Origin of the sequence: Rhodanobacter glycinis (assembly GCF_006438785.1) — a bacterium.
In the GTDB taxonomy this organism is placed as follows: Bacteria; Pseudomonadota; Gammaproteobacteria; order Xanthomonadales; family Rhodanobacteraceae; genus Rhodanobacter; species Rhodanobacter glycinis_A.
Window position 1 is genome coordinate 113,690 of sequence record NZ_RCZB01000005.1, and the last position, 15,657, is coordinate 129,346.

General features: G+C 65.8%; 10 protein-coding genes. 3 read left to right on the plus strand and 7 right to left on the minus strand.

Features of this window, described 5'->3' with window-relative positions; all coding sequences use genetic code 11:
- Positions 1-159 precede the first annotated feature (159 nt).
- From EAH75_RS16230 to EAH75_RS16255, 6 genes are all read right to left on the minus strand, one after another.
- Complete coding sequence (locus EAH75_RS16230; RefSeq protein WP_140806222.1) at positions 160-696, minus strand: DUF1697 domain-containing protein; 537 nt, start codon at positions 694-696, stop codon at positions 160-162.
- A 13-nt stretch (positions 697-709) separates the two neighbouring features.
- Entirely contained in the window at positions 710-1,132 is a 423-nt protein-coding gene (locus EAH75_RS16235; RefSeq protein ID WP_140806223.1) for an ACT domain-containing protein, read from the minus strand.
- Positions 1,129-1,317 (minus strand): hypothetical protein, encoded by a 189-nt coding sequence (locus EAH75_RS16240; RefSeq protein WP_140806224.1) that lies wholly within the window; start codon positions 1,315-1,317, stop codon positions 1,129-1,131. Before EAH75_RS16240 ends, EAH75_RS16235 begins: the two co-directional genes overlap by 4 nt.
- A gap of 712 nt (positions 1,318-2,029) precedes the next feature.
- Positions 2,030-3,712: an alpha-amylase family glycosyl hydrolase gene (locus tag EAH75_RS16245; RefSeq protein WP_140806226.1), complete on the minus strand. Its 1,683-nt coding sequence runs from the start codon at positions 3,710-3,712 to the stop codon at positions 2,030-2,032.
- A 129-nt stretch (positions 3,713-3,841) separates the two neighbouring features.
- Positions 3,842-5,353, minus strand: coding sequence for an MFS transporter (locus EAH75_RS16250; protein ID WP_140806227.1), 1,512 nt, complete (start codon positions 5,351-5,353; stop codon positions 3,842-3,844).
- Positions 5,350-7,539: a Six-hairpin glycosidase-like protein gene (locus EAH75_RS16255; protein ID WP_140806228.1), complete on the minus strand. Its 2,190-nt coding sequence runs from the start codon at positions 7,537-7,539 to the stop codon at positions 5,350-5,352. Before EAH75_RS16255 ends, EAH75_RS16250 begins: the two co-directional genes overlap by 4 nt.
- A gap of 345 nt (positions 7,540-7,884) precedes the next feature.
- Between EAH75_RS16255 and EAH75_RS16260 the strand changes: the two genes are divergently transcribed.
- The 3 genes from EAH75_RS16260 (at position 7,885) to EAH75_RS16270 (ending at position 12,994) form a co-directional block, all read left to right on the plus strand.
- Positions 7,885-8,898, plus strand: coding sequence for a LacI family DNA-binding transcriptional regulator (locus EAH75_RS16260; protein WP_140806229.1), 1,014 nt, complete (start codon positions 7,885-7,887; stop codon positions 8,896-8,898).
- A 209-nt stretch (positions 8,899-9,107) separates the two neighbouring features.
- Positions 9,108-11,600: a glycoside hydrolase family 3 protein gene (locus EAH75_RS16265; protein ID WP_194150630.1), complete on the plus strand. Its 2,493-nt coding sequence runs from the start codon at positions 9,108-9,110 to the stop codon at positions 11,598-11,600.
- Positions 11,600-12,994: a sugar porter family MFS transporter gene (locus EAH75_RS16270; RefSeq protein WP_140653326.1), complete on the plus strand. Its 1,395-nt coding sequence runs from the start codon at positions 11,600-11,602 to the stop codon at positions 12,992-12,994. Before EAH75_RS16265 ends, EAH75_RS16270 begins: the two co-directional genes overlap by 1 nt.
- 196 nt (positions 12,995-13,190) lie before the next feature.
- Here the strand turns inward: EAH75_RS16270 and EAH75_RS16275 are convergent, their stop codons facing one another.
- A complete protein-coding gene (locus EAH75_RS16275) occupies positions 13,191-15,596 on the minus strand; it encodes a TonB-dependent receptor (protein WP_140653328.1) in 2,406 nt (801 codons plus the stop codon).
- Between the last annotated feature and the right edge of the window lie 61 nt (positions 15,597-15,657).

The following is a 15,657-nucleotide window of genomic DNA, read 5'->3' on the forward strand; positions in this document are numbered from 1 at the left end:
CTATTGGCGTGGCACGGCGGAGTCGCTGTGACCAGGTTTCCCGATCGGCCAGCGGCTTCGGTCGTGACGCTGTTGATCCCGGCGCTGCGAAAGACGGAAGGGCGTCGCGGCTGAAACCGCTCCCACACGGAAGGCCGGCGTTCGCGTCGCCTCGCGAGTTCAGGCGTATCTGTCCACCAGCCGCACGACGGTGTTCCATGCGCGCGTGGTCGCTGGCGCACCGAGCACCTTTTCCGCGAATGCGTTCGGACTGCCCGGGCTCTTGCCGAACTGGCGGGCGATGCACAGCGCCTCCGTCGCCGTGATGCCGACCACCTCGACATCGCCGCGCGCTGTCGCCGCCGGGAGCCTGCCAGCGGCCCCATCGTGCTGCAGGAAGGTGACATAGCAACCGTAGACCGCAGCAGGGTCGATCGACTTGAACGGGGCGGTTTCGACCAGGCCGGCAAGGTACGCGAGCTCGCGCAGAAAACCAGGCTCGGCGAGGCCGCAGCCGCTGGCCAGAATTCGTGATGCAGCGGCGAGGATATTTTCTGCAGCACGCCGGCCGCGTGCCTCGAACGCGATTGTGCCGTTGGTCAGGAATGACGCCGCCGCGAACGCGCCGGCCTCAAGAAACGCATGCTCGAACTGCGCGCGGTCGGGACAGTTGCGACGGCCCAGATTGAGGTTGCGGAAGAAGGCGGCGTAGAGCATCAGCGGTGTCCGGTCAGGCTGCGCCGAGACGCGAGCCGGCACGTTCCTGCAGTGTGCGCAGAACGGCGATCGCCTGGCTGGCCGACTCGACGGGAACGAAGAGATGATCGTGATACGCGGCCGCGACGACGTTGCAGCTGATGCCTGCGTCGGCCAGCGCGGTCGCGACGGCGGCAGTCAGGCCGACCGCCTGCAGGTCGGAGTGCACGGTCAGCGTGATCCATGCGGCGCGGAACAGGATGGGAAGCCGCGCGCCGCTGGCCTGCTGCTCCTCGACGATGAGGGTAATGCCCTCGCTTTCGCGAAATGTGGCAATCGGCTCGATCGGGCCCGGCACGGCGCCCGCCGGCAGCGAGACGAACGCATACACGCCGATGTTCAGTACGGGATCCATCGAGTGCAGCAACACCGCGAGATTCGAGACAGCGTTGCTCATGATGGCTGGTTGATCAGATGGATGGCCTGCAATGCCTGTGGTCGCACCCGGTGCGCAATCGGCGCGGGCCGCTTCCTGTTTTCAGACTGGACGAAGGATGCGACTAGATCCTCGGGCTCCGCGGAAGCTGCAGCGACTGGACTCAGGGCAATGAGCCTGAAGGCAATCATGGAATGGATATGCATGGCATTTATCCTCGACCTTCCGCAGTGCGCGGGTGCTGTTTGACGCTGAAGTTAAGCGGTGGCGAAGGCGTCCGCCTTGAACGAATTGTCGGGCCTACCTGCAGTCGCCAATCGCTGCCTCGGGTGTCTTGACCTCAATGCCTTTACAGAAGAAATGCGGTTTCGCGCATTCCAGGTATGCCCTGCCATAAGTCTTGAACTGAGTCTTGTCCTCTATGGTGCTGGCAATCGAAACGGACTTGGCGCAAGAGGTTGTTCTTTGGGTTATTAGCTGCAGGCACGTGTCTCGGCCAAGGTTGTACTCATCACGCGAGACATCACAGCTTGCAACTAGTCGGGAGTTTATGCGCCCGAAGAACTCAGCGCGTGACATTGGATAAGTGGCCGGTCCGAAGCCTGACGCCGAGTTCGCTTTGGCTGTGCTGCTTTCGCCGCAAGGGACTAAACACCCAATGGTGGCAAGGATGATTAGTGACAAGTGGCGCTTTTGATAAAGCACGTGGAAAACCTCCATGTAGGTCTGGACCCCAGGTCGGAGCGTATGCGTGGATGGTTGGCCGTCTGGCGCCTCAGCGTCAACCGCACGTAAATTTTTCTCGGTCGGTGCGTAGCCTGATGGATGTGCCTTGAGCACGGCGAATCCTTCAGGTATTTATGGCGCCATTCGAGGTCATATCACTTGCCACCTCATTTCGCGGCATATGCACCTGCCTCAGCGCTCGGGATGTCCCCGCTCTTCCATCAACCGAGTCAACTCCGCCGTCAGGCCCGCTTGCTTCACTGCCGCATCCAGCAAATAAACCTGCACGTCGTGCGCCGCGACGCTGGCGTGCAGGCTGCCATCCTCGGCCACGTTGATTGCAGCTCCGCCCAACACTGGCTTCCAGCGACCGGCCTGCAGGTGATCGCCGACGTCGAACTGCGCGGTGGTATCGCCCTTGTTGAGCAGTACCAGCGCGATCTGGTGCGCGTCGCCTTGCTGGTACACGCGGTAAAACGCGGCCTGGTCGCCGGCGAAGCGGATCGGCAACATCAGGCCGCGTTGCAGCGCGGGTGTCTTTTCGCGCAACAACGCGATGCGTTTCAGCTGTTGATAGATCGGACTGTTTGAAGCCGCGTCGATGCGCTGCTGGCCGTAGTAGTTGCGGTTGCCTTCGTGCTCGGCCTTGCCGCGTTCGAAGCCGGTTTCGGAGCCGTAGTAAATCGCCGGGATGCCGCGGGCGGTGAACAGCCAGTTGTTGGCGTCGATGAAGCCGTGGTCGGTGGCATTCAACCGGGCCATGTCGTGGTTGTCATAGAACGTGACCAGTTCGTACGGATTCGCGTACGGGCCATCGGTGAGGTACAGGCGGTCGAGGAGTTTCGCGTAGTCGCTGCCGGGGTGTTCGAACACGTCGGCGATGCGGCCGCGCAGCGGGAAGTCGAGCACGCTGATGCCGCCGTTCTGCGGCCAGGTGTACTGGCCGATATTGTCGGGGCTGTAATCGAATGCCTCGCCGAACATGAAGAAGCCGGGATGCTTCGCGCGGATGCGCGCGGCGAACTGCTTCCAGAACGTGGTGGACATGTGGCTGATGGTGTCGATGCGGAACGCGTCGGCGCCTGCGTCGGCCCACTGCATGTACGCGCCGACGAAATAGTCCAGCACGGCCGGGTTCTGGTCGTCGTTGTTGGAGAGCTGCACCAGGTCGTCGTATGCGTGATAGAAGCGATGCAGCGGGTTGCGCGCGGGGTCGAGCTGGTACGGTGGCAGGTTCTGTTCGTCGGCGATCAGCTTGCCGGCCTTGTCGTAAATCTGGCCGAACATCGGCTGCGCCTTCGGCATCGTGAAGGCGGGCGAGCCGTGGTTGGCGACGATGTCGAGCACGGTCCTCAGGCCTTGCGCGCGCATCTTCGCGGTGAACTGCGCGAAATCGAGGCCCTTGCTGGGCAGGTGCTCGTCGAGCTTGTAGAAGTTGACGCCCCAGTAGCCGTGGAAGCCGGTCTTGCCCCGGTCGGTGAATTTCGAGCCCCAGCTCACCGGGTCGCCGCCGGTGAACGCCTCGTCCGGGTTGTCCACGATCGGCGTGATCCACACCGCGCCGAAGCCCATGTCGCGAATGTAGCCGGCGTTATCGAGCACGCCTTTGAAGTCGCCGCCGAGGTAGCCGATGTTGTCGCTCTCGCCCTTGGGCGCGCCACTCACCGGGATGTCGAAGGTGGGATGCGCGCCGCCCTGGTGGCGCTGGTCGTTGGATGGATCACCGTTGACGAAGCGGTCGGTCATCACGAAGTAGATCGCATTCGACGCGAATGGCGCGTCAGTGCCGACGAATTCGGGTGGTGTGGTGGCGGCGTGGGCGAGGCCGGCGGCCAGCATCATGGCGAGGGCCGGGAGTGCGGTTTTGTAGAGCATGTATGCGTCCTGTTGCAGCAAAGGTGGGGCGCTGTGGGAGCGACTTCAGTCGCGATGCTCTCAGCTGGTTATTCGACAAGCATCGCGACTGAAGTCCTCCCGCACATACAGGCAGGGCAGCGGCGAGCTCTAGTGGGCGCCTGCCGACACCGCCCCGGCGTTGGTCTCCGGCTCGCGCACGCGCAGGGTGAACAGGCCGGCGACCAGCAGGCAGGCGCCGCCCAGCGCCAGCGCCCAGATCGGCTGGTTGTGGAAGCACAGCCGCAGCAGCAGGCCGAGCACGCTGGCGGCGAGCAGCTGCGGGATCACGATGAAGAAATTGAAGATACCCATATAGACGCCCATCTTCGCCGCCGGCAGGTTGTCCGACAGCAGCGCATACGGCAGCGACAGGATCGACGCCCACGCAAAACCCACGCCGACCATCGAGGCCAGCAACCACTGCGGGTCGCGGATGACCAGGAACGACAACAGCCCCGCGCCGCCCAGGCACAGGTTCACCAGATGGCTGATGCGCAGGCCCCAGCGGCGCACCATCAACGGGATCACCACCGCGGCCAGCGCCGCGAAACCGTTGTACGCGGCGAACAGCACGCCGACCCAGTTGGCGCCGTCGTTGTAGGCGGCCGAGCCGGTATCGGTGGTGCCGTACAGCGTCTGCGTCACGCCCGGCGTGGTGTAGATCCACATGGCGAACAGCGCGAACCACGAGAACAGCTGCACCCAGGCGAGCCGGCGCATCGGCCCCGGCATGCTGTACAGATCGCCCATCACCTCGCGCAGCATGCCGCGGCTGCGCGTGAAGCTGAGCCAGGCGAACAGCAGGCCGAACATGAGCAGGCCGCCAGCTAGCAGATACAACTCCTTCTCCAGCGCGAAATGGCGGATCGCGAGCAGCACCAGCACACCGGCCGCCAGCAGCAGCAGGCCGAGTTTCCAGGCGCGCGAGGCATCCACCGCCGGCTGCTCGGTCACATTGTCGGTGAACGACTGCAGCTGCTCGGGCGGGTATTCGCGCGTGCGCAGGATCGTCCACAGCACCGCGCCCAGCAGCACCGCGCCGCCGGCGTAGAACGCGTATTTCACTGTGTCGGGGATGCCACCGCCCGCGGCCACGTTGGCCACACCCAGTTGCGCCAGCATCCACGGCAGCGCCGAGGCGACCACCGCGCCCACGGCGATGAAGAAGCTCTGCGTCGCGTAGCCCAGCGGTCGCTGGCGCGTGGGCAACTGGTCGCCGACGAAGGCACGGAACGGCTCCATCGACACGTTGATCGAAGCATCCAGAATCCACAGCAGGCCGGCGGCCATCCACAGCGCCGGCGCGTTCGGCATCCACAGCAACGCCAGTGAAGCGAACACCGCGCCGACCAGGAAATACGGGCGGCGCCGCCCCAGCCGCGTCCAGGTGCGGTCGGAGAAGTGGCCGATGATCGGCTGCACGATCAACCCGGTCAGCGGCGCGGCGATCCACAGCGCCGGGATGTCGTTCACGTTGGCGCCGAGGGTCTGGAAGATCCGGCTGACATTCGCGTTCTGCAGCGCAAAGCCGAACTGCAGGCCGAGGAAGCCGAAGCACATGTTCCATATCTGCCAGAACGACAGCGCCGGTTTGTTGTTCAAGTGGATGCCGTCCTTCATGGGGCGCCGTGACCGGTGGCGAGCGGGGCGATCAGCAGATCATGCACGTCGGCCTGGTTCAATGGACCATCGCTGCCGCCGCTGCCCCCGGTGTAGTGGGCGAAGTGGGCGAGATAACTCATGTTGAAACCATCGTCGAGGTCGAACCGGCAGGCGGCGCCGGCCCTTGCCGTAAAGCGACCCCATGTGGATGGCTGTATGCGCACGCTGTGCGGCATCACGATCGGCAGGTGCTGCTCGTCGCTGCCATCGCAGCGGACGGTCAGCATCTTCACTGCGGCGGTGATGCCGGTATTGATCGGGCCGTGGTCGTTGGCGTAGTCGAGCGACACGCGATAGTCGCCGGTGGCGGGCGCGGTCCAGCGGCGCGGCCAGTGGCCGGCGACCTTCGTCACCGCGCCCACGCAGGTGGCGGGGCTGTGCAGGGACTCCAGGCCGTGCGCATCCACACGCGTGGCACTGATGCAGGCGAGACCGGGCTGCTGTGCGAGGTGGCCGCTGCCGTCGATGCTGCCGTGGAGCCGGCCGTTGAGGTAGAGCTGCACCTTGCCGTCCACCGTGATCTGCCAGCCGTCGCCGTCGGCGCGCAACAGCGGCGCGGCGGGTGCGAGCGGCGCGTACAGCGGCGCGTCGGTGCGCAGCGGCACGTCCTTCACCTGTACCGCCTTGAGCGTCATCGTGGTGACCGTGCCGAGCGTGCTGCCGCGGTCGGCGACGAGCAGGTTGCCGGCGTACTTTGTCGGCAGCTGCAGCGTGATGCTGCGGTCGCGAAGCTTCAGCGTGATCGATGTGCGCTGGCCAAACAGCATCGGTACCAGCGAGGTCGGCAGTTTCGGTACCACCCGGCCGTCTTCGCCGAGGCCGAACACCCCTTCGGTGACGACCGCGAGATAGGCCGCCACCGACCACAGCTGCCGCGGCGAATTCACCACCGGGCCGCTGAGCTTGTCTTCGTCGACATGCTGGCCCTGGGTCAGCAGTTCGTAATTCTCCATGTTGGAGCCGTACAGCGCCGCGCCGCGCATCACCGATTCGATCTCGTGCGCAATGCGTGCGGGCTGCTCCGTCATGCGTGCGGCGCGCAACGCGTAGGCACTGACGAAAGGCCAGATCGCGCGGTTGTGGTAGATCGGCCGGTCGGAACGCTCGGGCCAGATTACCGGGCTGCCGGCCGGCCAGGTCGGATAGTTCGCCAGTGCCTGCCGCGCACGCTCGCCATCGGCCACGCCGCTGGTGATCGCCAGCGAGATGCCGAGCAGGTCATAGGTGTCGTACGGCGTGCCGTCGCCACCGAGGTAGCTCATGTACATGCCGCGGTCGGCGCGCCAGAAGTGCGCGTTGATCGCTGCCTTCAGGGCGTCCGCCTGGCTGCGATAGCCGGCGGATGTCTTCGAGTCGTGCCGATCATCGGCCAGCCTCGCAGCCAGTTTCAGTGCCTGGTAATGCAGCACGTTGGTGGACAACGCGTAGGACTGCGCGATGAACGTCACCTCGTCCGCCGTCCACGCCGGATAGCTCTGTTCGCGCCAGTCGAGGAACGAGGTCTCGCCGCGATACAGGCCGAATGCAGCGTCGAACGCGTACTGCCGGTCCTGAGCCAGGGTCGCGCCGAGCGCCTTGTCGACGTCTTCGGCAAATGCCTTGTCATCGAGCAGATGTCGCGCGCCCAGAAACCAGACCACGCGATCGGTGCTGATCGGCCAGCTGCCGCCCGAGCCGGTGTCCTGCATCGCGTACAAGCCCTGCGGTGCGGTCGGAACGCGCACGCCGGACAGCTTGAACTTCAGCCCGTTGCGCGAGCGCGCCGGGTCGTAGCGCCACAGGCCGAGGTCGATCGCGTACGACAGATCGCGCGTCCACACGTACGGCCACTTCAGGCCGGTCACGAAACACTGGCAGGGAATCGGCTGGCCGTGGTCGAACGCGCCGTCGCGGATCGCGCCGACCGAATCCAGTGCCAGGTCGTCCTGCGCCATTGCGAACAGGCCATCGAACAGCGCGCTGGCGGTATCCGTGCGCAGCGGCTGCGCCGCGATCACGCGCTGGCCATAGGGCCATGCCAGCGTGTAACTGCCCTGCGCATCGCGACTGATGCCGGCGTGCACGCCATGCCAGTCCAGCCCGTTCTGCCAGGTGGGTGCCGCCGTGGCGGCGGCCATCGCCGCGGTCAGCAGCAGGCTCAGCATGAGCGGGCCGGCGGTAGTGAAGTGTGGATCGTGCTGGTCATCGACATGAGCCCTCCGGCGGCTGTTATGTCACGGCGTGGCATATACCGCATGTTGCGGCTGCAACATCGACGACGGGCTGGTGTCGGGATGGGTCCTGCATGGTAGGTAGCGTCGCACTGCAGCAACCAGTGGTTGCATACGTATTCATGCGTGACGGAACGCCACCGGCCAACGCCGGCAGCCTACGCTTGCTGCGCGCCAGGGGCGATCGGGCACGCGTCGGGCTGCCGCAATGGGTTCTTGTAAAGCGGACGGCGATGACGGCATAGTCGATCGACACCAGTGGCCATTGCGGGAGATTCCATGCGGGTACGCCTCGAAGATGTGGCGCGCGCAGCGAGCGTATCGCCCAAGACGGTGTCCCGTGTACTCAACGACGAGGCCAACGTAAGCGACGCCACGCGCAAACGCGTGCTCGCCGCGATGGAGGCGATGGATTATCGCCCGCATCCGTCGGCACGCAGCCTGGCGGGCAATCGCTCGTTCCTGGTGGCGATGCTGTACGACAACAACGACAACCCCGCCTCGACCTACCTGGCCGAAATTCAGGATGGCGTGCTGGAAGCCTGCGACGAGCATCGCTACAGCATGATGGTGCGCCCGCTGCGGATGCGCGGCGACGACTTCATCCGCCGCCTCGACGCGCTGATCTCCGATCACCACCCCGATGGCGTCGTGCTGACGCCGCCGATCACCGACTACGCGCCGCTGCTGAAGCGCCTGCGCGAGCGCAACGTGCCATATGCGAGCGTGTCGCCGATGCAGCGCAACGGCGTCATCGGCGTGACCATGGACGAACAGGCCGCCGCGCGGGCGATCGTGGAGCATCTGCTGGCACTGGGGCATCGGCGGGTCGCCCACGTCATCGGCATTGCCGATCACGGTGCCAGCCGCTGGCGCCTGGCCGGTTATCGCGAGGCGATGGCCGCGGCGGGCCTGCCCGAGGATCCCGAGCTGGTGGTGCAGGGCGCGTTTACGTTCAGCTCCGGCGTCGCCGCCGCGCGCGAACTGTTCGCGCTGAAGCAGCGGCCCACCGCCGTGTTTGCCGCCAACGACGACATGGCGACCGGCGTGATGTGGGCGGCCGGCGAGTATGGCCTGAAGGTGCCGCATGACCTTTCCGTCTGCGGCTTCGACGACACGCCGCTGGCACGGCAGCTGTGGCCGGCGCTCACCACCATCCAGCAGCCCAGCCGCGAGATGGGCAAGATTGCCGCCACGCAATTGCTGAACCTGCTGCGCGGTCGGGGTCCCGGTCAGCTGGTGCAGGTGCCGTTTTCCCTGCAGATCCGCGACTCGACCGCACGCATTCCCTGAATCCGGCAAGGCCTGCCGCAAGCGGAGCCGGCGTGGCCTGGCGGTCATGTTGCGCAGCAAATTGACAGCGCTGTCATCTGTGTCACTCTGCGGTTCAGACGCGCGCCGCCGGCGCGCCTGCCTGGAGCCCAGCCGTGCGATTTTCGCCCCACCAGACCCTGTCCCTGCATCGTATTTTTCTGGCCGCATCCCTCGCTGGCGCGCTGATCATGCCCACTCATCTCGTGCTGGCCGCGGACATCGCTGCCACGGTTCACCCCGATGCATGGCCGCAGGGCAGCTGGCCGCTGCCGCCCGATCCGGCGCTTGAGGCAAGGGTCAAGGCGCTGCTGGCGAAAATGTCGGTGGAGGACAAGGTTGGCCAGATGATCCAGGCCGACATCAAGTCGGTGACGCCGGACGACGTGCGCAAATATCGCCTTGGCTCGATCCTGGCCGGTGGCAACTCCAAGCCGAACGGTCAGCAGACCGCCACCACGAAACAGTGGCAGCAACTGTCCGACGCGTTCTACCGCGCCTCGATGGATACCTCGGGCGGACGCCTGGCGATCCCGGTGCTGTTCGGCATCGACGCCGTGCATGGCCACAACAACCTGGTCGGCAGCACGCTGTTTCCGCAGAACTCCGCGCTGGGCAACGCGCGCGATCCGGAACTGATCCACGAGATCGGCGCCGCCACCGCGAGGGAACTGCGCGCCAGCGGCATCAACTGGACCTTCGCGCCCACCCTCACGGTGCCGCAGGATGGCCGCTGGGGCCGCGCCTACGAAGGCTATTCGGAAAATCCGGCGCTGGTGGCGCAGTACGCCGCCGCCGTGGTCGAGGGCCTCGAAGGCAAGCTGGGCACGCCGCAGTTCCTCGATGCCGATCACGTGATCGCTACCGCCAAGCACTTCGTCGGCGACGGCGGCACGCATGACGGCAAGGACCAGGGCGATGCCCAGGTCAGCGAAGCGGTGCTGCGCGACGTGCACGCGGCCGGCTACCCGCCGGCAATCAAGGCCGGCGTGCAGGTGGTGATGGTTTCGTTCTCCAGCTGGAACGGGGTGAAGATGGCCGGCAACAAGGCGCTGATCACCGACGTGCTGAAGGGCCGCATGGACTTCGGCGGCATCGTGCTGGGCGACTGGAACGCGCACGGCCAAGTGCCGGGCTGCACCAACGAGGATTGCCCGGTGGCGTACAACGCCGGGCTGGACATGCTGGAGGCGCCGGACTCCTGGAAGGGCCTCTACAACAACACGCTGGCCGAGGTGAAGTCCGGCGTGATCCCGATGAGTCGCGTCGACGATGCGGTGACCCGCATTCTGCGGGTGAAGCTGCGCCTGGGCATGTTCGAGGCCGGGCTGCCGTCGGCCAACCCGCTGGTGCTCGCGTCGGCGCAGGTGATCGGCAGCCCTGCGCATCGCGCGCTGGCGCGCCGGGCGGTGCGCGAATCGCTGGTGCTGCTGAAAAACGACGGGGCGCTGCCGATCGATCCGCGCAAGCACGTGCTGGTAACCGGCGACGGCGCCGACAACATCTCCAAGCAGAACGGCGGCTGGACGCTGACCTGGCAGGGCACCGGCCTGACCAATGCGGATTTTCCGGGTGCCACCTCGATCTTTGCCGGCATCCAGGCGCAGGTGAAGGCAGCCGGCGGCAGTGCCGAGCTGTCGATCGACGGCAGCTACAAGAGCAAGCCCGACGTTGCCGTCGTGGTGTTTGGCGAAGACCCCTACGCCGAGTTCCAGGGCGACCTGCCGAACCTGGCGTACCGGCCGGGCAATGACCACGATCTGGACCTGTTGCGCCGCCTGCGCGGACAGGGCGTGCCGGTGGTGGCGGTGTTCCTCACCGGACGGCCGCTGTGGATGAATCGGGAGATCAATGCGTCTGATGCGTTCGTGGTGGCGTGGTTGCCGGGCAGCGAGGGCGCGGGCATCGCCGACGTGTTGCTGCGCACGCGCGATGGCCGCATCGCCCACGACTTCCACGGCAAGCTGGCGTATTCGTGGCCGCGCACCGCGGTGCAGATCCCGCTCGCAGGCGGCAAGGACAACTATCACCCGCAATTCCCCTACGGTTTCGGGCTGACCTATGCAGATCACGACGACACCGGCCGGTTGCCGGAAGAAGCCGGCATCGAGTTGAGCAGCGCGCGCGCCGGCGTCTACTTCACCCATGGCAAACCCGCGCAGGGTTTCGCGCTGCGCCTGACCGGCGCCAATGGCGCGGCCGCAAACGTCACCGCCACACCGGCGGCAACGGCGGACGGCAGCCTGCGCATCGCCTCGCTCGACTACAAGGCACAGGAGGACGCGCGTCGCCTGAGCTGGTCCGGCAACGGTGCGGCGCACGCTGCGCTGGTCGCGCCCGCGCCACTGGATGTGGAGCGCGAAACCAATGGCGATGTGCTGCTGGTGACCACGCTGCGGGTCGATGCGGTGTCGCCGCAGGGTACGGCGATCGGCGTCGGTTGCGGAGTCGGCTGCAATGCGCAGGTGCCGATCGGCCGGCAGCTGGACGACTTGCCGCGGGGGCAGTGGCTGCGGGTGGGTATTTCGCTGAAATGTTTCCGCGATGCCGGTGCGGACATGAGCAAGCTGGACCAGCCGTTCGAATGGATCGGCAGCCCCGGCGAAAGCATCGCCATTACCGACGTGTCGCTGGGTACGGTGGCGGACAAGACGCTGGTTTGCCCGGTCGCCAGGAAAGACTGATGAATGTCCTGGCCCTGCCCACCACCGCCGTTGCGCGCGCCCGCACGACGACCCTGCTCACCTGCGTGCTGGCCGCGCTGGCCGGCTTGATGTTCGGCCTCGACATCGGCGTGATCTCCGGCGCCACGCAGTTCATCCAGGCCGAGTTCGCCATCTCCGACCACGTCATCGAATGGATCGTCAGCGCGATGATGCTGGGTGCCGCGATCGGTGCCGCCGGCGCCGGCTGGCTGTCGGCCGCGTTGGGCCGCAAGCGCTCGCTGATCCTCAGCGCGATGCTGTTCGTGGCCGGCTCGCTGTTGTGCGGGCTGGCCTGGTCGCCGGCGAGCCTGATCGGCGCGCGTCTGGCGCTCGGGCTGGCGATCGGCATGGCCGCGTTCACCGCGCCGCTGTACCTGGCCGAGGTGGCGCCGGAACAGACCCGCGGCGCGATGATCTCCACTTACCAGTTGATGATCACCATCGGCATCTTCGTGGCATTCCTGTCCGACCTGGCGCTCAGCTACAGCGGTGCCTGGCGCTGGATGCTCGGCATCATCGCGATTCCCGGTGCGCTGTTTCTGCTCGGCGTGCTGGTCCTGCCGGAGAGTCCGCGCTGGTTGATGCTGCGTGGACGCCGCGACGAGGCGACCGCGGTGCTGGCACGCCTGCGCGGCGACGATGTGGTGGTGGATCGCGAAGTGGCCGAAATCGATGCGCAGCTCAAATCGCCGCAGCATGGCTGGCAGCTGTTCCGGCACAACCGCAATTTCCGCCGCTCGGTCGGCCTCGGCATCCTGCTGCAGGTGATGCAGCAGCTCACCGGCATCAACGTGATCATGTATTACGCGCCGCGCATCTTCGCCAGTGTCGGCTTCGGCACCAGTGCGCAGATGTGGACCACCGCCATCGTCGGCCTCACCAACATGCTGGCCACCTTCATCGCGATCGGCCTGGTCGACCGACTGGGGCGCAAGCCGATCCTGTACGCGGGCTTCGGCGTGATGGCGGCCAGCCTCGGCGCGGTCGGCACGATGATGTACCTGGGCACCACCACGCATGCCGAGCAGATGGCCACGGTGGTGATGCTGCTGGTGTTCATCGTCGGCTTCGCGATGTCGGCCGGACCGCTGGTATGGACGCTGTGCTCGGAAGTGCAGCCGCTGCGTGGCCGCGACTTCGGCATCGGTTGCTCCACTTTCGTCAACTGGACGGCCAACATGATCGTCGGCGCGACCTTCCTGTCCCTGCTCAACGGCATCGGCCACGCGGCCACGTTCTGGCTGTATTCGGGGCTCAACCTGGTGTTCATCGTGATCACCTTGCTGTGGGTGCCGGAAACGCGCGGCGTCACACTGGAGCAGATCGAGCGCAAGCTGATGGCGGGCCGGCCGCTGCGCGAGATCGGCCGCTGACTGGCCAGCCCGGCACACACGGCTGGAGCTGGTTGAGCCCCCTCCGTTTGCATGGGCATGAGCGTACCCAATGACAAAAAAGCGGCGACCTTCGGGTCGCCGTTTTTGCTTGCGCGAAAAAAAAAAGGATGCCCCGTTGCCGGGGCATCCAGTGGCGATCGAGGGGAGGGAACCGTCGCCAGGGAGAACCTGAAATCTAGAACCACACCCCGACGTTGACGCCGTAGGTGCGCGGCGGCTGGTACTGCGAGGTATAGGCGAAGCTGCCGCCCGGCAGGGCGAAGCGACCGGCACTGGTGCGTACCTTGGCGTCGGAGACGTTCTGCACGTACATCCCCACCCACCAGCGATCCTGCGGCTCGTTGTAGCGCAACGAGATGTCGCCGCGACCGTACGCCTTCTGCTTGTCGCCGTCGCCGAGATTGAACGTGCTGAGCCACTGCGAACTCTGGTACTGCGCGGAGATACGTGGCGTCAGCCGGCCGCCGTTGGACAGGCGGAAGTCATGCTCGTAGATCGCGGTGAGCGAGGCATTCGGCGCATGCGGCAGGTCGTTGCCGCTGACGTCGACGCAGGCGCTGATGCCGGACGCCGGGTCGCAGGCGGGCAGGCCCTGGTAGTCGTTGCTGCCGGCGTACTTGAGCGTGCCCAGTTCCTTCTTCGGGATCGCCGAGAACACCAGGTTGAGCCGGTCGCTCTCGGTCTGCCATGCGAGCTCCGATTCGAAGCCCATCACCTTGGTGGTGCCCTTGACGTTGGAGAAGCCCAGCCCGCGGTTGCCGTCGGGGTAGGTGATCGGTGCGGCCAGCTGGAAGTTCTTGAACTGCTCGTAGTAGATCGCGCTGTTCCAGGTCAGATGACCATCGAGGAAGCTGAACTTCGAACCGACTTCGTAATTGGTCAGTGTCTCCGGTGCGTACAACGTGCCGGCGTCCTGGGTGCCGCCGGACTTGTAGCCGGTGGACACGCTGGCATACAGCAGGCCGTGCTGGCCCACGTCGGTGTCGAGCCGGGCCAGCCAGGTGACCTTGCTCTTGCTGTACTTCGCGTCGTTGACGGTGGAAACGTTGAAGCCCACATTGCCCGGATCGACGTCCGGCGAGATCGGCACCTGCGGCACCGTCGGGTCGTACGCCCAGCCCCAGCCGCGGCCGCCTTCGTTCTTCTTCTCGTCCTTGGACCAGCGCGCTCCACCGGTCAGGCGCAGGCCGTCGGTGATGTGCCAGGTGGCCTGGCCGAAGAAGGCCGTGGTGTTCACCGTCTCCTTTGGCTGGATGAACGAGCCCTGCCAGGCGACGGTGCCCTGTGCGGTGCCGTTGAGGATCGGAATGTCGAAGCGGATGTTATTGTCCTCCGCCGCGTAGTAGAGACCGAGGATCCAGTCCACCGTGTTGTCGCCGGCGGACTTCAGGTCCAGCTCGTGGCTATAGTTCTTGTAATTGGACGAGTTGGTGCGATCGGCCTGGTAGGACGCGCCCGTGGTGAAGCTGGTCGGCACCTGCACGCCGTTGTCCTGGTCGAAATTGCTCTTGCCGGAGAAGCGGTTGAAGCCGGCGACGTAGCTCAGCGTCATCGCGTCGCTGATCTTGAAATCCATCCGGCTGCGCACCGTGTTGGAATCGCGCTTGAGGTAGGGCGCGGTGTCGATCAGCGCCGACCAGAAATCCTGTCCCGCGCGCGGCTGCTGCATCAGGCTCATGCCGGGCGTGCCGCGATCGCGGAAATACTCGTAGGACAGGTTCCAGGTGAACGCGTCGTTCGGCTGCCACAGGGCGCTGACGCGGGCGGCCGACTGGTCCTGCGCGTTGTACTGATCGCCACCGGTGACGTAGTTGCTGGCGTTGATTGGCTGGAAGGTGGCGAGGGTGCCGCCGCTGGCTAGGTAGTTTGCCTGCTGCTGCGCCACGCTGGGCAGTTGCTGCGAAGGATTCTGGTAGTCCACGTAGCCGTCGTGCTGCTCCTGCGCCATCGCGAAGCGCAGCGCGAACGTGCTGCTGATCGGCAGGTTCACCGTGGCGCGGGTGCCGACGTGGCTGTAGTTGCCGAAGTCGAGCTGCGCGTTGCCGTAGAAGCCGCTGGTGTCCGGTTTGCCGGTCTCGAAGTTGACCACGCCGGCGGTGGAGTTGCGACCCCACAACGTGCCTTGCGGACCGCGCAGCACTTCCACGCGTTCGATGTCGAGCAGCAGGCCGGCGGCCGCTTCCGGTCGCGGCGAATACACGCCGTCAATGAACATCGCCACTTCGGGATCGGCGTACTCGGTCTTGGCGCTGTCGTTGCCGATGCCGCGCATAGTCAGGGTGACCACGCCGTGGTCGCCTTGCGACGTGGCTTCGAAGCCGGGCACCAGTTTGGTGATGTCCTGCACCGTCATCACCCGTTCCTTGTCGAGCGAGTCGGCACTGATCGCGCTGATCGCGACCGGGGTCTTCTGCAGCGGTGTTTCGCGTTTGGTGGCGGTGACCTGGACGCTGTCCAGGTCCTTGACCTTTCTGGCCGCTGCCGCGTCCTGCGGGGCGGGATCCTGTGCGGCAGCGTGGACGGCGCCGGCAGCGAATATGGCGGTCATGGCGACGTACAAAGCCGAGTAGCGTAATTTCATTTCACCCTCTCCCCAAAAATCGTCGTGGACATGCAGGTAGTCACGGACATGCGGTAGTCTG